Here is a 19,160-nt window from a genome sequence, read left to right on the forward strand (position 1 = left end):
CTTCGCGCGCCCGCGTGTCGGACCGGGGGCCGTACGCGTGCCCGAGATGCGAACGGCGTTCGGGGTCACCCCGACCGGGCGTAGAGTCTCCTGTTGGCCCTCACCCCGACCGCTCTGCCGGAGCGGCCGGGAAACCAGGTCGGACCACCTCTTCGTAACACCACCACCGGGGATGCGCAGAACGGGCGACGACGCCCCCGCACATCCCCGACCGGCCCGCCCACCAGGCGGAACGGTTACCGATCGGTAGAGATGACGGATCTCCGAGTCGCGGTACACGATGGAGGCGGCGCGACACACCTCAGTTTCGACCGACAGTGAAGGAACAGCGTGGCTTCCGGATCCGATCGCAACCCGATCATCATTGGCGGCCTTCCGAGTCAGGTCCCGGACTTCGATCCCGAGGAGACCGCGGAATGGCTGGAGTCGCTCGACGCGGCCATCGACGAGCGGGGGCGTGAGCGCGCCCGCTACCTGATGCTCCGCCTGATCGAGCGCGCCCGTGAGAAGCGTGTCGCCGTGCCCGAGATGCGCAGCACGGACTACGTCAACACCATCGCGACCAAGGACGAGCCGTTCTTCCCCGGCAACGAGGAGATCGAGCGCAAGATCCTCAACGCGACCCGCTGGAACGCGGCCGTGATGGTCTCCCGGGCGCAGCGCCCGGGCATCGGCGTCGGCGGCCACATCGCCACCTTCGCCTCCTCCGCGTCGCTGTACGACGTGGGCTTCAACTACTTCTTCCGCGGCAAGGACGCCGAGGGCGCCTCCGGCGACCAGATCTTCTTCCAGGGTCACGCGTCGCCCGGCATCTACGCCCGTGCCTTCCTGCTGGACAGGCTCTCCGAGCAGCAGCTCGACGCGTTCCGCCAGGAGAAGTCGAAGGCCCCTACGGCCTCTCCAGCTACCCGCACCCGCGGCTGATGCCCGACTTCTGGGAGTTCCCGACCGTGTCGATGGGCCTCGGCCCGCTCGGCGCGATCTACCAGGCCCGGATGAACCGGTACCTGGAGCACCGGGGCATCAAGGACACCTCCGACAGCCAGGTGTACGCCTTCCTGGGCGACGGCGAGATGGACGAGCCCGAGTCGCTCGGCCAGCTGTCCCTGGCGGCGCGCGAGGGTCTGGACAACCTGACCTTCGTCGTCAACTGCAACCTGCAGCGCCTCGACGGCCCGGTCCGCGGCAACGGCAAGATCATCCAGGAGCTGGAGTCGCAGTTCCGCGGCGCCGGCTGGAACGTGATCAAGCTGGTGTGGGACCGCAGCTGGGACCCGCTGCTCGCGCAGGACCGCGACGGCGTCCTGGTGAACAAGCTGAACACCACGGTGGACGGCCAGTTCCAGACGTACGCGACGGAGACCGGCGCGTACATCCGCGAGCACTTCTTCGGCGGTGACCTGCGGCTGCGGGCGATGGTCGAGAACATGACCGACCACCAGATCCAGCACCTGGGCCGCGGCGGTCACGACCACCGCAAGGTCTACGCGGCGTTCAAGGCGGCCCGCGAGCACCAGGGCCAGCCGACGGTCATCCTGGCGCAGACGGTCAAGGGCTGGACGCTGGGCCCGAACTTCGAGGGCCGCAACGCCACCCACCAGATGAAGAAGCTGACGGTCGAGGACCTGAAGCGCTTCCGCGACCGGCTGCACCTGCCGATCACCGACAAGCAGCTGGACGAGGGCTACCCGCCCTACTACCACCCGGGTCGCGACTCGGAGGAGATCCAGTACATGCACGACCGCCGGCAGGAGCTCGGCGGCTACATGCCGACCCGCAAGGTGCGTCCGCGCAAGCTGGAGCTGCCGGGCGACGACGCGTACAAGGCGGTCAAGAAGGGTTCGGGCAACCAGACCATCGCCACCACGATGGCGTTCGTCCGGGTGCTCAAGGACCTGATGCGGGACAAGGGCATCGGCAACCGGTTCGTGCCGATCGCGCCCGACGAGTACCGCACCTTCGGCATGGACTCGCTGTTCCCGTCCGCCAAGATCTACAACCCGCTCGGCCAGACCTACGAGTCGGTCGACCGCGAGCTGCTGCTGGCGTACAAGGAGTCCCCGACCGGCCAGATGCTGCACGACGGCATCTCCGAGGCGGGCTGTACCGCCTCGCTGATCGCCGCCGGTTCGTCGTACGCGACGCACGGCGAGCCGCTGATCCCGGTGTACGTCTTCTACTCGATGTTCGGGTTCCAGCGCACCGGTGACCAGTTCTGGCAGATGGCCGACCAGCTGGCCCGCGGCTTCGTGATCGGTGCCACCGCCGGCCGCACCACGCTGACCGGCGAGGGCCTGCAGCACGCCGACGGCCACTCGCACCTGCTCGCCTCGACCAACCCGGGCGTCGTCGCGTACGACCCCGCGTACGGCTACGAGATCGCGCACATCATGCAGGACGGTCTGCGCCGGATGTACGGCAGTACGGCCGAGCACCCGACGGGCGAGGACGTCTTCTACTACCTCACCGTCTACAACGAGCCGATCCGGATGCCCGCCGAGCCGGAGGGCGTGGACACCGAGGGCATCCTCAAGGGCCTCTACCGGCTCAAGGACGGCGAGGCCGGCACGATCCCCGCGCAGATCCTCGCCTCCGGCGTGGCGGTGCCGTGGGCCCTGGAGGCCCAGCGCATCCTTGCCGAGGAGTGGAACGTCAAGGCCGACGTCTGGTCCGCGACCTCGTGGAACGAGCTGCGCCGCGACGCCATCGAGGTGGAGGAGTTCAACCTCCTCCACCCGGAGGAGCCGCAGCGCGTCCCGTACGTGACGGCCAAGCTCCAGGGCGCCGAAGGTCCGTTCGTCGCCGTGTCCGACTGGATGCGCGCGGTGCCGGACCAGATCTCGCGCTGGGTGCCGGGCCAGTGGCAGTCGCTGGGCGCCGACGGGTTCGGCTTCGCCGACACCCGTGGTGCGGCCCGTCGGTTCTTCCACATCGACGCGCAGTCGGTCGTCCTCGGCGTGCTCACCGAGCTCGCCAAGCAGGGCAAGATCGAGCGCAGCCTGCTGAAGGCCGCGATCGACCGCTACCAGCTGCTCGACGTGACGGCGGCCGACCCGGGCGCCGCGGGCGGCGACGCCTGACCGCTGCCGTGAGCACGGCCGAGGGCCGGACCCGCCATGGGTCCGGCCCTCGGCCGTTGTGCGTCCGCGCGCCCGGCGCCGCTCACGGCACGGTGAAGCCGGCCAGCACGGTGGAGAACTGCCCGCGGGTGGTCGGCCAGTCGTCCTCGGGCGAGGACATCGCCACGGCGTACGCGGTGCCGTCCGGTGCCACGAACGCCTGGTCGATCGCGTGCTGCGGGGTGCCCTGGTCGTCGCTGTAGGTGTACTCCCACAGCGCCCCCGGCTGCCCCTGGTAGACGTCGCTCACCAGGGCGACGCGGACGTAACCCGGCCGGGTGCTCGCGCTCCGCTCCAGGTCCAGCAGGTGCGAGCGGGCGGATTCGGTGGAGCCCGGGTCGACGCCGAACCGCAGCAGGTGCACCCCGCCGTCCGGCGAGTAGTCGATCCCGCCCGCGGACTCGCTGCGGACCCAGCCCTGCGGCACGGGCGCCCGGAACCCGGCAGGGTCGTCGGCCCACGTGAAGCCCGCGGGCGCCGGGGTCGGCGTGGGCGTGGGGGTCGGCGTCGGAGTCGGTGTCGGGGTCGGCGTGGGGGTGGGACTGGGCGTCGGGGTGGGGCTCGGTGTGGGTGTCGGGGTCGGGCTCGGTGTGGCGGTCGGGCTCGGCGTCGGGCTCGGCGTGGGGGTGGGTGTCCGTGACGCCGACGGCGACGAGCCCCCGGCCGCGGCCGCCGGGGCGGGGGTGTCCGGGCCGCCGCGGGTCAGCGCGAACGCCAGGCCGCCGGCCAGCGCGGCCACCAGCGCGGCGGCCGCCACGACCAGCGCCGTCCGCCGCCGCCCGCCGCCGGCGCCGGACGCGTCCGGCGCCGGCGGCCGGGCCGGCGGCGGTCCGGACACCGGCGGGAGCACGGACGCGGGCACGGGCGCAGGGGCGGGAACGGGCGGGGGCACGGGCAGCGGCCGGACCGGCGTCGCCCCGCGCCCGGGCAGCTGCGCCGTGGACGCGTCCGGCGGCGGGCGGACGGATCGCGCGGTCCCGCCGCCCGCCTCCCGCAGCATCGCGAGCACCTCCGCCGCGGGGGGCCGCTCGGCCGGGTCCTTGCGGAGCAGCGCCGCCAGGACGGGGGCCAGCGCCCCCGCGTTGCGGGCCTCGGGCAGCGGGTCGGAGACCACCGCCTGCAGGGTGCTCATCGTGCTCGTCCGGTGGAACGGCGAGTGCCCCTCCACCGCCGCGTACAGGGTGGCGCCGAGCGACCAGAGGTCCGACTCGGGGCCCGGCCGGTGGCCGGTGACCCGCTCCGGCGCGACGTAGTCCGGGGAGCCGACCATGTCGCCCGTCCGGGTCAGCACGGGCGAGTCCGCCAGCAGGGCGATGCCGAAGTCGGTGAGGACGGCCCGGCCACCGCGTTCCAGCAGCACGTTGGCCGGCTTCACGTCGCGGTGCAGCACACCGTGCCGGTGGGCCTCGGAGAGCGCCCCGAGCACCTGCTCGCCGACCCGGGCCGCGTCCCGCGGCAGCAGGGTGCCCTCGTCGCCGAGGACCTCGGCCAGCGACGGGCCGTCGATCAGCTCCATCACGATCCACGGCCGGCCGTCCTGCTCCAGCACGTCGTACACGGTGATCGCGCTCGGGTGGTTGAGGATCGCCGCCGCCCGGGCCTCGCGCTCCATCCGGGCCTGGAGCGCCGGCAGGTCCTCGTCCGGGATCCCGGCGACCCCGAGCTCCTTGACCGCCACATCGCGGGCGAGTTTGGCGTCCCGGGCCACCCAGACCGTGCCCATCCCGCCGCGGCCGAGACGCCGCCCGAGCCGGTACCGCCCGGCGAGCAGCCGACCGTCCGGCGGCCCGGATCCCGGGCCCGCCGACGGGTCGCCCTCGTCCGCTGCGCTCATGGCCGTCCCTGTGCCCCGTCCGCCGTCCGTCGCGGCCGCCACGGGCGGCGGCCCCGCCCGGCTCCCAGTCTGCGGCCCGGTCCGGGGCCCGGCGACCGGGGCCGCGGCGGGCCGGACGCGCCGCACCCGGCCGGGACACGTCCGGGCCGGGTGCGGGCGGGGCGACCGGGGCCGCCGGGGGTCAGATGTGGACGGCGGGGCCGGCCTCGGTGCTGCCGCGCTTGGTCAGCAGGCCGAGCCCGGCGGCGACCAGGGCCACCACGCCGGCCACCAGGAACGCCACCGACATGCCGCTCACGAAGGAGGTGTGGACGGCGCCGGCCATCGCGTCGACCACCTTCTGCGGGGTGCCCGCCGGGGCGGGCGGCGCGATGCCGAGCTGGGCGGCCTGGCGCAGGCCCTCGGCCTGGGCGCCCTGGACGGGCGGCAGACCGGCGGCGGCCCACTTGCCGGGCAGCACATCGGTGACCTTGGAGGCCATCACCGCGCCGAGCACGGCCGTCCCCAGGCTGCCGCCGACCTGCATGGCGGCCTGCTGGAGGCCGCCGGCCACACCGGAGAGCTCCAGCGGGGCGTTGCCGACGATGACCTCGGTGGCACCGACCATGACCGGGCTGAGGCCCAGGCCCATCAGCACGAACCAGAGCGCCATCACGCCGTTGCCGGAGTCGACCGTCAGGGTCGACATGCCGGCCATGGCGGCGGTGGTGAAGAGCATGCCGACGACGATCGGGATCCGCGGGCCGACCTTGCCGATCGCGGCGCCCGCCACCGGCGCGCCGACGATCATCATGCCGGTCATCGGCAGCAGGTGGACACCGGCCTGGACGGGCGACATGCCGTGCACGTTCTGCAGGTAGAAGGTCACGAAGAAGACCCCGCCGAAGAACGCGAAGGCCATCAGCACCATCAGCAGGGTGCCCGCCGACAGCGGCACCGAGCGGAACAGGCCGAGCGGGATCAGCGGCTCCTCGGCCCGGGTCTGCCAGAACGCGAACAGCACCATCGCCAGCACGGCGCCGCCGATGAACAGCAGCGTCGCCGGGTCGCCCCAGCCCCAGACCGGGGCCTTGATGATGCCCCAGACCAGCATGAACATCGCCCCGGAGAGCAGCACGATGCCCGGGATGTCGAAGGACTTGGCGGCGTTCTCGCTGCGCGCGTCGCGCAGGATCCACAGGCCGAGCGCCAGGGCGAGCAGGCCGACCGGGATGTTGATCCAGAACACCGACTGCCAGTTGACGTGCTCGACCAGCAGGCCGCCGACGATCGGGCCGGCCGCGGTGGAGGCGCCGATCACGCCGCCCCAGATGCCGATGGCCATGTTGAGCCGGTCGGCGGGGAAGGCGCCGCGCAGCAGGCCGAGCGCGGCGGGCTGGAGCAGCGCGCCGAACAGGCCCTGCAGGACGCGGAAGGCGATCACGGTCTGGATCGAGGTGGCGAAGCCGATCGCCGCCGAGGTCGCGGCGAAGCCGGCCGCGCCGACCAGGAAGGTCGCCTTGTGGCCGAAGCGGTCGCCGATCTTGCCGGCGGTGACCAGGAAGACGGCGAGGGCGAGCAGGTAGCCGCTGGTCACCCACTGGATGTCGGCGGGCGAGGCGCCGAGGTCGGCCTGGATGGCCGGGTTGGCGATCGCGACGACGGTGCCGTCGAGGGCCACCATCATCACGCCGACGGCGACCGTCAGGAGGGTCAGCCAGGGGTGGCCCTTGAGGCCCCGCCCCCGGCCGGCGGCGTGGCCGCCTGCTGGCTGTCGAGAACGGACTGACTCATCGTGCGTGCCTTCCCCTGGGAGACCTGGGTGCCGCCCGCGGAGGGCGGCACCGGACATGGGTGTGGCGCCCCGGCCCACCCGTCCCCACGAGCTGTCGGCCCGGCGGGCGCCACGTCGGGAACATTATGTCAGTCCCTGCCATTCGGCAAACAGTGACTCATGACGGTCGATGACATATGTCAGACCGCTATCGTGGAGCCCATGGCAACGCCGCTCACCGCACCCACCACCGATCCCGGCTGTCGCGTCCTCGGGCTGCGCGAGCGCAAGAAGCAGCGCACCAGGGACGCCCTGGTCGACGCCGCCCACCGGCTCTTCCTGACCCAGGGCTACGGCCGCACCACCGTCGACGAGATCGCCGCCAGCGTCGACGTCTCCCAGCGCACCTTCTTCCGGTACTTCGCCAACAAGGAGGAGGTCGCGCTGGCGGTGATGAGCGATGCCGAGGACTACTTCATCGACTGCCTGCGCCGGCGCCCGGCCGACGAGAACCCGCTCCAGGCGATGCGGGCCGCGATCACCGAGGCGTGGCTGGAACTCGGCCAGGACGACCAGAGCGGCCCCGCCGGAGTCACCGCGGCACTGGAGCTGTTCGAACTGCTGGAGACCACGCCGACCTTGCTCGCCGCCCACCTGCGGCGCACCACCGAGCAGGAGGGCGTGGTGGCCGGTGTCCTCGCCGAGCGCGAGGGCCTGGACGCCGCGGTGGACCTGCGGCCGCGGCTGCTCGCCGCCGTCTTCGGCGCGGTCGTGCGGCTCTCGCACCTCTCCTGGACGTCCGACACCGCGGCGCACGCGGCCGGCCCGGACGGCATGATCGCGCTGATCGAGCGGCACTTCGACCAGCTCGGCCCGGCCCTCGCCGGATCCTGGCGGTAGCCCGCGCACGCCGCCGTCCGGGGGAACCGGCATCAACCTGACGCCACGCCAGGTCCCCCTGCGTGTGACCCACTGCACGGTTTAGACTCTGCTCACCCCCGGCCCGGGACGCTTACCCTGGCTGGCACGTAGTTGGCACTCCGTACCACCCATCGGGCCCCGCCCGCTGTGACGGTCACCGGCCCGAGGAGAGTACGCCCATGCAGCGCAGGCGGCGGGTCAAGCGCATGCTGATAGGCGCGTTCGCCGCCTCCGCCGTCCTGGTGGACGCCGGCGCCGCGGCCGCCCAGGCCGCCGCCTCCAACGAGCAGGTGGCGATCACCAGCCCGCCGGCCGGCAGCGCCGCCTGGGTCGAGGACCAGTCCCTCGGCCGGGCCCTGCCCGACCCGGCCACCGCCGACGCCCCCACCGTGGCGGCGTTCTTCTCCGGCCTCACCGACGCCGAGCAGGACCGGCTCGCCCAGACCTACCCCCTGGTCGTCGGCAACCTCGACGGAGCCCCGCCCGCGCTGCGCTACCGCGCCAACCGGTACGCCGTGGCCGCGGAGCGCGACCGGGCCAGGGCCCGCGCCGAGGACACCTCGCTCGACCCCGCCGCCCGCGCCGCCGCCGACGCCCGGGCCGACGACACCGCCCGGCTGCTCCAGAAGGGCCGGCAGATCCTCGCCTTCGACCCGCGCGGCCGCGGCCTGGTCAGCGAGGTGTACGGGGACCTCGCCACCGCCGACCGGATCTCCGTGCTCGTCCCCGGCTCCGACGCCGACCTCGGCCACTTCGAGCAGTCCGCCGACCCGCTGCGCGGCGTCTCCGGGATGGCCAAGGCGCTGCTCGCCGAGGAGCACAGGCAGTCCCCCGGCGCCCGGACGGCCGTGATCGCCTGGACGGGCTACGTCACCCCGTCGGGCCTCGGCCCCGACGCCGTCACCTCACGGCTCGCCGAGGCCGGCGCCCCGCGGCTGCTGCGGCTGCTCGCCGGGCTGAAGGCGACCGGCTCCACCGAAACGCCGCCCACGCTCTTCTGCCACTCGTACGGATCGGTGGTCTGCGGCACCGCGGCGAGCGGCATCCACGGCGGGCAGGCCGCCGACGTCGTGGTGTTCGGCAGCCCCGGCATGGGGGTGGAGACGGCCGGCGCCCTGGGCTCCGGCGTCCGGGTCTGGGCGACCCGCAACCCGACCGACTGGATCGGCAACGTCCCCTACCTGGAGGTCGGCGGTCTCGGCCACGGCGCGGACCCGACCACCGCCGAGTTCGGCGCCGTCGAGGTCTCCTCCCAGGGCGCCAACGGGCACACCGGCTACTTCGCGGACTCCACCGCCAGCCTGCGCAACTTCGGTGCCATCGCGCTCGGCGACTACCAGGACGTCACCCTGCGCGACCAGCCGCAGTAGCGGCGGCGTCCGGCGCGTACAGCCCGACCACCTCGGCGGCGGCCCCGGCCAGCAGCGCGCGGGCCTCGGGCGGGGCGAGCACCTCGACGTCGCCGCCGAAGGCGAGCAGCGCGCGGGCCGCCGGCAGCGCCCGGAACCCGAGGTCCAGCTCCGTCCACTCGCCCTCGTCCACCGGGCGGACGGGGCCGAGCACGCTGTTCCCGTGGATCCGCAGCAGCAGACCGAGTCTGCGGCGGTGCACCCGCACCCGCACCGCGACCTCGTCCGGGATCCGCTCGACCCGGTCGCGCAGACCCGCCCAGACCTCGGACAGCTGTCGGCCCGGGCGCCGCCGGACGGGGTCCTCGGCGACCGCGGCGAGGAGCATCCGGTCGGCGCGGAACAGCCGCGGCGCACCGTCGAGATCCGCCACCAGGTACCAGACGCCGGCCTTGTTGACCAGGCCGTACGGGTCGACGGTGTACCGGCTGGGCCGCTCGTCCCCGCCGTGACGGTAGGTCAGCTCCAGGCGCCGGTCGGCGAAGACCGCACTCTGCAGGGTGCCGAGGTCGACGCCGGCGGACGCCTCGGCGCGCATCCAGCGGGCCGGGTCGACCAGGATCCGCTCGCTCGTCCGCTCGGCGGCCGGACGGTGCGGGGCGGGCAGCGCGGCCATCACCTTGCGCAGCGCCGAGCCGATCGCGTCGCCGAGCCCGAGCGCCTCGTGCGCGCCCTGCGCCGACAGCACGAACAGGGCGCGGGCCTCGTCGCCGGTCAGCCCGGTGACATCGGTACGGTAGCCGGGCAGCAGGTTGATGCCGCCGTGCCGGCCGCGCTCCGCCCAGACCGGCACCCCGGCGGCGGAGAGCGCCTCGATGTCCCGGTAGACGGTGCGCACCGAGACCTCCAGCCGCTCGGCGAGCTCGGGCGCGGACACCTGCCCGCGGGTCTGCAGCAGGAGCAGGATCGAGAGCAGTCGGTCGGCCTTCACGGAGCCCAGAATAAAACCTGACGGCACCTGTCAGGTATCTCCGGGAGAGTCCTCCTCGTCAGACCGGAACACCCTCATCGAGGAGCTGCATCATGAGTGCCACCGACCCCCGCCCGCTGTACCTGCGCGCCGTCACCCAGCTGGAGAAGGTCGCGGCCGGTGTCACCCCCGACCTGCTGGACCGCCCGACCCCGTGCACCGCGTACGACCTGCGGACGCTGCTCGGCCACACCGCCGGCGGGATCCACCGCATCGCCTACGTCGGCGAGGGCGGGCTGTGGCTGGACGTGCCGGCCGCCGGCGGCGAGATCGAGGACGGCGACTGGGCGGGCGCCTTCGGCCGGGCCCGGGCCCGGTGGACGGCGGCCTGGCAGGACGACGCGAAGCTCGACCTCGCGGTCGAGGTGCCGTGGGGACGGGTGCCCGCCCCGGCCGCGATCGGCGGCTACGTGATGGAGGCCGTCACCCACACCTGGGACATCGCCCGGGTGATCGCCCCCGGCACCGAACTGGACGAGGAGCTGGCCACGATCGTGCTCGGCATCGCCCACCAGGTGCTGCCCGCCGACGACCGCGGCCCGGACATGCCGTTCGGCCCCGTGCGGCCGGCGCCCGAGGGCGCCGGGGCCAACGACCGGCTGGCGGCCTGGCTCGGCCGCACGCTCTGACGCACCGCCGGTGGGGGCGGCCGCCCGGCCGCCCCCACCGGCACCGGCTACTCCCGGCCGGCCGAGGTGAACGTCATGTCGGCGTAGCGGTCACCGGCCACCCGGCCGGCGATCGGCTCCAGCTCGGCGAGCTCGGCCGGGGTGAGGGTGAGCGTGGCGGCCGCGGTGTTCTCGGCCAGCCGGCTCCGCTTGCGGGTGCCGGGGATCGGCACCACGGTCAGCCCGTGCACCTCGGCCTGCTGGTGCACCCAGGCCAGCGCGACCTGGGCGGCGGAGACCCCGCGCTCGGCGGCGACCTTCTGGATCGGCGCGATCAGGGCGGCGTTGTCGGCCGCGTTGTCGCCGCTGAAGCGCGGCAGGTAGCGGCGGTAGTCGTCCGCGGGGAGCTGGTCGGCGGCGGGGAGGGCGCCGGTCAGGAAGCCGCGGCCGAGCGGCGAGTAGGGCACGAACGCCACACCGAGCTCGGCGGCGGCCGGCACCGCGGTGCGCTCGACGTCCCGCGAGAACAGCGACCACTCGGACTGCAGGGCGGCGATCGGGTGCACGGCGTGCGCCTCGCGCAGCTCGGCGCCGGTCACCTCCGACAGCCCGAGGTGGCGGACCTTGCCGGCCTGCACCAGCTCGGCCATCGCACCGACCGACTCCGCGAGCGGGACCTGCGGGTCGCGGCGGTGCATGTAGTAGAGGTCGATCACGTCGACGCCGAGCCGGCGCAGCGAGGCGTCGACGGCCGAGCGGATGTACGCCGGGTCGTTGCGGACGCCGCGGTAGTGCGGGTCGTCCGCCTTGCGCTCGATGGCGAACTTGGTGGCCAGCACCACCCGGTCGCGGTGGGCCCGGACGAACGGGCCGATCAGCTCCTCGTTGTGGCCCGAGCCGTAGACGTCGGCGGTGTCGAACAGGGTGACGCCCAGGTCGAGGGCGGCGTCCAGGGTGGCCAGCGCCTCGGCGGTGTCGGTCGGGCCGTAGAACTCGCTCATGCCCATGCAGCCCAGGCCCTGGATGCCGACGACGGGGCCGTTGGTGCCGAGCGGGGCGGTGGGGAGAGTCATGCGCTCTTCTGCTTCCTGTCGGGGTGGCGGGCGGGCGCGGCGGGCGCCGGTTCGGCGGCCGCGGCCCGCGCCGAGTAGTGGTCGATCTTGAAGTCGAGCACGGCGAGGGTGGCGTGCAGATCGGCGATCCGCTGCCGGACCTCCTCGCGCTGGGCGACGAGGATGTCGCAGCGCTCGGGCATCGTGTGGTCGCCCTCGCGGACGAGCTCCACGTAGCGGAGCATGTCGGCGACCGGCATGCCGGTCAGCCGGAGCTTGCCGAGGAAGGACAGCCGGGCCAGATCGGCGTCGCTGTAGCGGCGCTGCCCGGAGTGCGAGCGGTCGATCGGGTCGAGCAGGCCGATCCGCTCGTACCAGCGCAGCGTGTGGGCGGTCAGGCCGCTGGCGGCCGCGACCTCGCTGATGGAGTGCCGCGCGGTGCGGTCGGCTCCCGGTCCGGCCACGGCGTACGCCTGCGTGCAGCTGAGCGGCTCTGCGGTGAGCGGTACGAGCGGTGCCATCGCGGCCCCTTCCGTCGGCGACGAGTACGACGCTACTGACTTGGAGTGCACTCCAAGCAAGCCTGCCACTCCCGCGGGCGCCCCGGGCGGCTATCGTCGGGCGCATGCAGAGCTTGCGGATGATCGAGGACTGGCCGGTGCCCAACGCGGCGGCCGCTATGGTGCGGGGTGCGGACGGCGCGGTCGTGGGCACCCACGGGGTGCAGGAGCACCTCTTCCCCCTGGCGTCGGTGACCAAGCTGCTCACCGCGTACGCCGTGCTGGTCGCGGTGGAGGAGGGCGTCTTCGAGCTGGACGACCCGGCGGGCCCGGAGGGCTCGACCGTCCGTCACCTGCTGGCCCACACCTCGGGCCTGGCCTTCGACGAGCACCGGGTGATGGCTGCGCCGGGCACCCGGCGGCTGTACTCGAACGCCGGTTTCGACGTGCTCGCCGACACCCTCGCCAAGGCCTCCGGGATCCCCTTCGCGCAGTACGCGGCGGAGGCCGTGTTCGAGCCGCTGGGCATGCTCGCCACACTGATCAACACCGCGCACCGGGCACCGGCCGGGGCCGGCGGCCTGTCCACCGTCGCCGACCTGGCCCGGTTCGCCGCCGAACTCCAGGCGCCGACCCTGCTGGACGCCTCCACCGTGCACCGGGCCACCCGGGAGGTCGCCTTCCCCGGCCTCGGCGGCGTACTCCCCGGCTTCGGCCACCGCCGGCCGAACGACTGGGGGCTGGGCTTCGAGATCCGCGGCGACAAGACGCCGCACTGGACGGGCGCCACCAGCTCGCCGGAGACCTTCGGCCACTTCGGCCAGTCCGGCACCTTCCTCTGGGTCGACCCGGTGCTCGGAGCGGCCGTCGTCGCCCTGACGGACCGTGACTTCGGTCCGTGGGCCGCCGAGGTGTGGCCGCAGTTCACCGACGCGGTCGTCGCGGAGCTGCGCGGCTGACACCCCGCCGGACGGCGGCCGCTCAGCCGTAGGCGACCGGGCTGTGCATCTCCCACAGCAGCAGCTCGGCGCCGTCCGGCCCGGCCGTCGGGTCGGCGAAGGCCTCGCCGGTGATCCGGACGCTGTCGCCCGGCTCCAGCGAACGGCCGGCGCCCTGCGGGCCGGGCACCGTGCGGTAGCCCAGCGACCCGGCGGTGAGGTGCGCGTAGCGGTACGGCGCCGCGGGCAGTGCGGGGAGCGGCTGCCAGGGGTCCGCGGTGAACAGCCAGAGCGCGGCGTCCGAGCGCCGCAGCCGCAGCGCGGGCGTACCGGCGTCGCGTTCCATCCCGGAGGCCAGCAGGGTCGGCCCGTCCGGGTCGGGCTCGACCCGGCGCAGCCCGTACGCGGGCGGCGTGCCGAGGACGTCCGGCTGGAGCCACATCTGCACGAAACGCACGGGGGTGTCGGCGCCGCCGAGGTTGCGCTCGGTGTGGGCGGTGCCGGATCCGGCGCTCAGGTGCTGCACCATGCCGGGGCGGACCACGCCCGCGTGGCCGTCGGCGTCACGGTGGGCGAGCGCGCCCTCCAGCACCCAGGTGACGATCTCGGTGTCCCGGTGCCGGTGCTCGTCGAAGCCGGCGCCGGGTGCGAGCAGCTCCTCGTTGCAGGCGAGCAGCGCCCCGAAGTGGGTGTTCTTCGGGTCGTAGTGCCCGGAGAAGGAGAAGGCGTGCCGGGTCTCGATGCCGTCGGCGGGGGTGGAGCGGTACCGCTCCGGGGCCCGCCGCAGGTCGGCGCGGCCGCGTTCGCGTGTCTCGGTCACGGCGCTACGGTAGCCGGTCGGCGGCGCGCGGCCGGGCACGACGGGCGGGGTGTGCACGAGCACGGCGTGCGGTGAGGCAGTCTTGTTCCTGTGCCAGCCGCTTCAGCGAAACCCGACAGTGCCAACACCGAGCCGAAGGCCGCCGCCCGCAAGGCGGCGCCGGACGACAAGTCGCCGCGTGCGACCCGAGGCGGCCGCCTCACCGCGCAGGAGCGCCGGCTGGCCGAGGAGCGGGCCGAGCTGAGGGCGGCGACGCTGAAACGGCTGGAGAAGTCCTCCGGCAAGCTGGCCACCGCGGCGATCGCGCGGATGGACGACCAGCTGGCCTGGTACCGGCGGATGCCGCCGGAGCACCGGTCGTGGATCGGCCTGGTCGCGCAGGCCGGCATCGCGGCCTTCACCGAGTGGTACCGGCATCCCGCCGCGCCGCAGGCGATCTCCACCGACGTGTTCGGGACGGCGCCGCGCGAGCTGACCCGCGCGATCACGCTGCGCCAGACCGTGGAGCTGATCCGCACCACCATCGAGGTGATGGAGGAGGCCATCGAGGAGGTGGCCGCCCCCGGCGACGAGGCCGGGATGCGCGAGTCGGTGCTGGTGTACGCCCGGGAGATCGCGTTCGCCACGGCGCAGGTGTACGCGCAGGCCGCCGAGGCACGCGGCGCGTGGGACGCCCGGCTGGAGGCGCTGGTGGTCAACTCGCTGCTGTCCGGCGACGCCGACGAGGGCGTGCTGTCGCGGGCCGCGGCGCTCGGCTGGGGACAGCCCAGCCAGGTGCGGGTGGTGATGGGCAGCGCCCCGGACGGCGACAGCGAGGCCGTGGTGGAGGCGATCCGCCGGGCCGCCCGGTACGCCAAGCTGCACGTCCTGACGGGTGTGCTGGGCCGCCGGCTGGTCGTGGTGGTGGGTGGCGACAAGGAGCCGCTGAACACCGCGAAGGCACTGATCGGCCAGTTCGCCCCCGGCCCGGTGGTGGTCGGCCCGACCGTGCCGGACCTGCTCTCGGCGACCCGCTCCGCGCAGGCCGCGGCGGCCGGGCTCAAGGCCTGCGCGGCCTGGCCGGACGCCCCGCGCCCGGTCCTCGCGGACGACCTGCTGCCCGAGCGGGCGCTGGCCGGTGACCGGGCCGCCCGGCGCCAGCTGGTGGAGGAGATCTACACACCGCTGGACGAGGCCGGCTCGGCACTGCTGGAGACGCTGAGTGTCTATCTGGAGCAGGCGTCCTCCCTGGAGGGAGCCGCGCGGATGCTCTTCGTCCACCCGAATACCGTTCGCTACCGGCTTCGTCGTGTGACTGACGTCACGGGCTATGCTCCATCCGACGTACGTTCGGCGTTCACCCTGCGCATCGCCCTGGCGCTGGGCCGTCTGGGAACGGTCGCGGAACAGGGATGACCGTGCTGTAGGGACTGCACAACCCGGCGTGCTTTTCTTCGTTGTCGTCGCCTACCCGCCCACGGGTGCCTGGCGAGAGAGGGTTGAACCGTGCTCGTAATCGTCGCCCCTGGACAGGGTGCTCAGACCCCCGGATTCCTCAGCCCCTGGCTCGAACTGGACGGCGCCGCCGACCGGCTCCGGCAGTGGTCCGAGGTGGCCGGTCTCGACCTGGTCCGCTACGGCACCGAGGCGTCCGAGGAGGAGATCAAGGACACCGCGGTGGCACAGCCGCTGCTGGTCGCCGCCGGTCTGGTGACCTCCGGCGCCCTGTTCGCCGACGCCTCCTTCACCGCGCTGGTCGGCGCGGTCGCCGGCCACAGCGTCGGTGAGATCACCGCCGCCGCGCTGGCCGGTGTGCTGAGCGCCGACGACGCGCTGGCCTTCGTCCGCGAGCGCAGCCTCGGCATGGCCGAGGCCGCCGCCGTCACCGCGACCGGGATGACCGCCGTGCTCGGCGGCGACCCGGAGGAGGTGGCCGCGAAGCTGGCCGAGCACGGGGTGACCGCCGCCAACAACAACGGCGGCGGGCAGATCGTGGCCGCCGGCACCCTGGAGCAGCTGGCGGCGCTCAAGGACGACGCCCCCGCGGGCGCCCGGCTGATCCCGCTGAAGGTCGCCGGCGCGTTCCACACGGAGCACATGGCGCCCGGCGTGACCCGCCTGGAGAAGCTGGCACCGACCCTGTCGGTGGCCGACCCGGCGATGGCCTACGTCTCCAACAAGGACGGCGAGGTGGTCGGTTCGGGTGCCGAGGTGCTCGCCCGGCTGGTCTCGCAGGTCTCCAATCCGGTCCGCTGGGACCTGTGCATGGAGACGCTGCAGCAGCTCGGCGCGACCGCGGTGATCGAGCTGTCGCCTGCAGGAACCCTCACCAATCTGGTCAAGCGCAACCTCAAGGGCGTGGCGACGCTGGCCCTCAAGACCCCTGCCGAGCTGGACAAGGCGCGTGCGCTGCTGGCCGAGCACGGCGCTCAGGAGAACAACGCATGACCGCGCCTCAGATCAAGCCCGCGACCGGTGCCGCGTACACCCGCATCCACGGTGTCGGCGGCTACCGCCCCGTCCGGGTCATCCCGAACTCCGAGGTGCTGAACTGGATCGACTCCTCGGACGAGTGGATCCGCAGCCGCAGCGGCATCACCGAGCGCCGCTGGGCCGGCGCGGAGGAGACCGTCGCCGAGATGTCGGTGCAGGCCGCCGGCAAGGCGATCGCGCAGGCCGGGATCGCGCCGGAGCAGATCGGCGGCGTGATCGTGGCCACCGTCTCGCACCTGAAGCAGACCCCGGCGATCGCGACCGAGATCGCCGACCGGCTGGGCTGCGGCACCGCGCCCGCGTTCGACATCTCCGCGGCGTGCGCCGGCTTCGGCTACGGCCTGGGCCTGGCGGACGGCATGATCCGCGGCGGCAGCGCCGAGTACGTGCTGGTGATCGGCGTGGAGCGGCTGAGCGACCTCACCGACACCTCGGACCGCTCGACGGCGTTCATCTTCGGCGACGGCGCGGGCGCCGCGATCGTCGGCCCGTCCGACACGCCCGGCATCGGCAAGCTGATCTGGGGCTCGGACGGCTCGCAGCGCGACGTCATCACGCAGACCCAGGCGTGGGACACCGCGTTCGCCAAGGAGGACGCGGTCAACGGTGCGGGCGACGAGACCCGCTGGCCCGCGCTGCGGATGGACGGCCAGCCGGTCTTCCGCTGGGCGGTCTACGAGATGGCGAAGGTGGCCCAGCAGGCGCTGGACGCCGCCGGGATCACCGCCGACCAGCTCGGCGCGTTCATCCCGCACCAGGCCAACATGCGGATCACCGATGCGATGATCAAGACGCTGAAGCTCCCGGAGTCCGTGCCGGTGGCCCGCGACATCGCGGAGACCGGCAACACCTCCGCCGCCTCCATCCCGCTCGCCATGGAGCGCATGCTGGAGACCGGCGAGGCCAAGAGCGGAGACCTGGCGCTGATCATCGGCTTCGGGGCGGGTCTCGTGTACGCGGCCGCAGTCGTTACTCTCCCCTAGGCGTCGGCACCCCCGACCCCACCACACCCGTGCGGCGGTCCGCCGGACCGCTCGCAGACAACACCGAAGAGGAGCAGCCGCTATGGCTACCAAGGACGAGGTTCTGGAAGGTCTCGCCGAGATCGTCAACGAGATCGCCGGCATCCCGGCCGAGGACGTCGAGCTCGACAAGTCCTTCACCGACGACCTGGACGTCGACTCGCTCTCCATGGTCGAGGTCGTCGTGGCCGCCGAGGAGCGCTTCGACGTGAAGATCCCGGACGACGAGGTCAAGAACCTCAAGACCGTCGGCGACGCCGTGGACTACATCCTCGCGAACGCCTGAGCACCGCCCGCCGTACCCGTTGCGGCCGGTTCACCCCGGCCGCAGCGGTCGGCCGGTCCTCCCCGCCTTCCGCGGGGAGGTCCGGCTCCCCTCCCCCGGCCCCTCCGCCACCCCATGCACATGTGAGAGAAGAAGAACCAGTGACCGCTGAAAACCGCACCGTGGTCGTCACGGGTATCGGCGCCTTCACGCCGCTGGGCGGCGACGCCGCCTCGTTCTGGGAGGGCCTGCTGGAGGGCCGTTCCGGCGTGGCCGCGCTGACCGAGGAGTGGGCCGCCGAGCTGCCCGTCCGGATCGCCGCGCGCACCGCGGTGGACCCGGGTGAGATCCTGCCCCGTCCGCTGGCCCGCAAGCTGGACCGCTCGGCGCAGTTCGCGCTGATCGCCGCCCGTGAGGCCTGGGCGGACGCCGGCTACGAGACCCCCGCCACCGACGAGTCGTCCAAGCTCGCCCCCGAGCGGCTGGGCGCGGTCATCGCCTCCGGCATCGGCGGCGTGACCACCCTGCTCGACCAGTACGACGTGCTGAAGGACAAGGGCGTCCGCAAGGTCTCCCCGCACACCGTGCCGATGCTGATGCCGAACTCCCCGCCGCCAACGTGGGCCTGGAGGTCGGCGCGCGCGCCGGTGTGCACACCCCCGTCTCCGCCTGCGCCTCCGGCGCCGAGGCGATCGGGTACGCGATCGAGATGATCCGCAACGGTCGCGCGGACGTGGTGATCGCCGGCGGTACCGAGGCCGCGATCCACCCGCTGCCGATCGTGGCGTTCGCCAACATGATGGCGATGTCCAAGAACAACGACGACCCGCAGCGCGCGTCGCGCCCGTACGACAAGGCCCGGGACGGCTTCGTGCTGGGCGAGGGCGCGGGTGTCGTGGTGCTGGAGTCGGCCGAGCACGCCGCCGCCCGCGGTGCCCGCGTCTACTGCGAGGCCGTCGGCCAGGGCCTGTCCTCGGACGCCCACCACATCGCCCAGCCCGAGCCGACCGGTGCCGGTGTCGCCCGCGCGATCGCCGACCTGTTCGAGCACAACGAGCTGGACAAGGCCGAGGTCGTGCACGTCAACGCACACGCCACCTCGACCCCGCAGGGTGACACCGCCGAGGTGAAGGCGCTGTCCAAGGAGCTCGGCGAGCACCTGGACCACGTCGCCATCTCCGCCACCAAGTCGATGACCGGTCACCTGCTGGGCGGCGCCGGCGGCATCGAGACGGTGGCCACCGTCCTGGCGCTGTACAACCGCCTGGCCCCGCCGACCGTCAACGTGGACGACCTGGACGACGACATCACCGCCGACATCGTCCGGGGCGAGCCGCGCAAGCTGCCCGCCGAGGGCCGGATCGCCGCGCTGAACAACTCGTTCGGCTTCGGCGGCCACAACGTGGTGCTGGCGTTCCGCACCGTCTGACCCGCACGGAGGGCGCGGTCCACGCCGGTCGGCGTGGACCGCGCCCCT

General features: G+C 73.6%; 14 protein-coding genes and 2 pseudogenes. 10 read left to right on the forward strand and 6 right to left on the reverse strand.

Going from position 1 to position 19,160, the window contains the following annotated elements; genetic code table 11:
- Positions 1–330: 330 nt before the first annotated feature.
- A pseudogene (aceE, locus tag ABEB13_RS14245) lies at positions 331–3,080 on the forward strand (pyruvate dehydrogenase (acetyl-transferring), homodimeric type).
- 82 nt (positions 3,081–3,162) lie between these two features.
- Here the strand turns inward: aceE and ABEB13_RS14250 are convergent.
- Together ABEB13_RS14250 and ABEB13_RS14255 are read right to left on the reverse strand one after the other, a co-directional pair.
- Positions 3,163–4,953 (reverse strand): serine/threonine-protein kinase, encoded by a 1,791-nt coding sequence (locus ABEB13_RS14250; RefSeq protein ID WP_345705820.1) that lies wholly within the window; start codon positions 4,951–4,953, stop codon positions 3,163–3,165.
- Positions 4,954–5,134: 181 nt separating this feature from the next.
- Complete coding sequence (locus tag ABEB13_RS14255; RefSeq protein WP_425559880.1) at positions 5,135–6,784, reverse strand: MFS transporter; 1,650 nt, start codon at positions 6,782–6,784, stop codon at positions 5,135–5,137.
- A 144-nt stretch (positions 6,785–6,928) separates the two neighbouring features.
- On the opposite strand from ABEB13_RS14255, the gene ABEB13_RS14260 reads away from it, so the two are divergent.
- Positions 6,929–7,606, forward strand: a complete 678-nt coding sequence (locus ABEB13_RS14260) for a TetR/AcrR family transcriptional regulator (RefSeq protein WP_100890375.1) — start codon at positions 6,929–6,931, stop codon at positions 7,604–7,606.
- Positions 7,607–7,806: 200 nt separating this feature from the next.
- Positions 7,807–8,997 (forward strand): alpha/beta hydrolase, encoded by a 1,191-nt coding sequence (locus ABEB13_RS14265; RefSeq protein ID WP_345705822.1) that lies wholly within the window; start codon positions 7,807–7,809, stop codon positions 8,995–8,997.
- Here the strand turns inward: ABEB13_RS14265 and ABEB13_RS14270 are convergent.
- Entirely contained in the window at positions 8,972–9,967 is a 996-nt protein-coding gene (locus tag ABEB13_RS14270; RefSeq protein ID WP_345705823.1) for a helix-turn-helix transcriptional regulator, read from the reverse strand. The genes ABEB13_RS14265 and ABEB13_RS14270 overlap by 26 nt on opposite strands.
- Before the next feature lie 92 nt (positions 9,968–10,059).
- On the opposite strand from ABEB13_RS14270, the gene ABEB13_RS14275 reads away from it, so the two are divergent.
- Positions 10,060–10,635, forward strand: a complete 576-nt coding sequence (locus ABEB13_RS14275; protein WP_345705824.1) for a TIGR03086 family metal-binding protein — start codon at positions 10,060–10,062, stop codon at positions 10,633–10,635.
- Between the two features lie 47 nt (positions 10,636–10,682).
- Here the strand turns inward: ABEB13_RS14275 and ABEB13_RS14280 are convergent, their stop codons facing one another.
- Both ABEB13_RS14280 and ABEB13_RS14285 read right to left on the reverse strand, forming a co-directional pair.
- Positions 10,683–11,687, reverse strand: a complete 1,005-nt coding sequence (locus ABEB13_RS14280; protein ID WP_345705825.1) for an aldo/keto reductase — start codon at positions 11,685–11,687, stop codon at positions 10,683–10,685.
- Positions 11,684–12,187: a MerR family transcriptional regulator gene (locus tag ABEB13_RS14285; RefSeq protein WP_345705826.1), complete on the reverse strand. Its 504-nt coding sequence runs from the start codon at positions 12,185–12,187 to the stop codon at positions 11,684–11,686. Before ABEB13_RS14285 ends, ABEB13_RS14280 begins: the two co-directional genes overlap by 4 nt.
- Positions 12,188–12,291: 104 nt before the next feature.
- On the opposite strand from ABEB13_RS14285, the gene ABEB13_RS14290 reads away from it, so the two are divergent.
- Positions 12,292–13,125, forward strand: coding sequence for a serine hydrolase domain-containing protein (locus ABEB13_RS14290; RefSeq protein ID WP_345705827.1), 834 nt, complete (start codon positions 12,292–12,294; stop codon positions 13,123–13,125).
- A 22-nt stretch (positions 13,126–13,147) separates the two neighbouring features.
- Here the strand turns inward: ABEB13_RS14290 and ABEB13_RS14295 are convergent, their stop codons facing one another.
- Positions 13,148–13,924, reverse strand: a complete 777-nt coding sequence (locus tag ABEB13_RS14295; RefSeq protein WP_345705828.1) for a pirin family protein — start codon at positions 13,922–13,924, stop codon at positions 13,148–13,150.
- A 219-nt stretch (positions 13,925–14,143) separates the two neighbouring features.
- Here ABEB13_RS14295 and ABEB13_RS14300 point away from each other — a divergent pair, with 219 nt between their 5' ends.
- The 5 genes and pseudogenes from ABEB13_RS14300 to fabF all read left to right on the forward strand — a co-directional run bounded on the left by ABEB13_RS14300 (position 14,144) and on the right by fabF (position 19,112).
- Positions 14,144–15,319, forward strand: coding sequence for a PucR family transcriptional regulator (locus ABEB13_RS14300; RefSeq protein ID WP_100892876.1), 1,176 nt, complete (start codon positions 14,144–14,146; stop codon positions 15,317–15,319).
- 90 nt (positions 15,320–15,409) lie between these two features.
- Positions 15,410–16,351 carry an ACP S-malonyltransferase gene (locus tag ABEB13_RS14305; RefSeq protein WP_345705829.1) on the forward strand — a complete coding sequence of 314 codons (942 nt, stop codon included), beginning with the start codon at positions 15,410–15,412 and terminating at the stop codon, positions 16,349–16,351.
- Positions 16,348–17,379, forward strand: coding sequence for a beta-ketoacyl-ACP synthase III (locus ABEB13_RS14310; protein ID WP_345705830.1), 1,032 nt, complete (start codon positions 16,348–16,350; stop codon positions 17,377–17,379). The genes ABEB13_RS14305 and ABEB13_RS14310 overlap by 4 nt, the downstream gene beginning before the upstream one ends.
- Positions 17,380–17,461: 82 nt before the next feature.
- Entirely contained in the window at positions 17,462–17,704 is a 243-nt protein-coding gene (locus ABEB13_RS14315; RefSeq protein WP_100890366.1) for an acyl carrier protein, read from the forward strand.
- 140 nt (positions 17,705–17,844) lie between these two features.
- Positions 17,845–19,112, forward strand: a pseudogene (gene fabF / locus ABEB13_RS14320) (beta-ketoacyl-ACP synthase II).
- Positions 19,113–19,160 lie beyond the last annotated feature (48 nt).

The sequence above is a fragment of the Kitasatospora paranensis genome (assembly GCF_039544005.1).
GTDB classification, from domain to species: domain Bacteria; phylum Actinomycetota; class Actinomycetes; order Streptomycetales; family Streptomycetaceae; genus Kitasatospora; species Kitasatospora paranensis.

Excerpts from the sequence above, each read along its gene's own strand:
- ABEB13_RS14250 (WP_345705820.1), bottom strand. The coding sequence starts at position 4,953 with ATGAGCGCAGCGGACGAGGGCGACCCGTCGGCGGGCCCGGGATCCGGG.
- ABEB13_RS14255 (WP_425559880.1), bottom strand. The coding sequence starts at position 6,784 with ATGTCCGGTGCCGCCCTCCGCGGGCGGCACCCAGGTCTCCCAGGGGAA.
- ABEB13_RS14260 (WP_100890375.1), top strand. The coding sequence starts at position 6,929 with ATGGCAACGCCGCTCACCGCACCCACCACCGATCCCGGCTGTCGCGTC.
- ABEB13_RS14265 (WP_345705822.1), top strand. The coding sequence starts at position 7,807 with ATGCAGCGCAGGCGGCGGGTCAAGCGCATGCTGATAGGCGCGTTCGCC.
- ABEB13_RS14275 (WP_345705824.1), top strand. The coding sequence starts at position 10,060 with ATGAGTGCCACCGACCCCCGCCCGCTGTACCTGCGCGCCGTCACCCAG.
- ABEB13_RS14280 (WP_345705825.1), bottom strand. The coding sequence starts at position 11,687 with ATGACTCTCCCCACCGCCCCGCTCGGCACCAACGGCCCCGTCGTCGGC.
- ABEB13_RS14285 (WP_345705826.1), bottom strand. The coding sequence starts at position 12,187 with ATGGCACCGCTCGTACCGCTCACCGCAGAGCCGCTCAGCTGCACGCAG.
- ABEB13_RS14290 (WP_345705827.1), top strand. The coding sequence starts at position 12,292 with ATGCAGAGCTTGCGGATGATCGAGGACTGGCCGGTGCCCAACGCGGCG.
- ABEB13_RS14310 (WP_345705830.1), top strand. The coding sequence starts at position 16,348 with ATGACCGCGCCTCAGATCAAGCCCGCGACCGGTGCCGCGTACACCCGC.
- ABEB13_RS14315 (WP_100890366.1), top strand. The coding sequence starts at position 17,462 with ATGGCTACCAAGGACGAGGTTCTGGAAGGTCTCGCCGAGATCGTCAAC.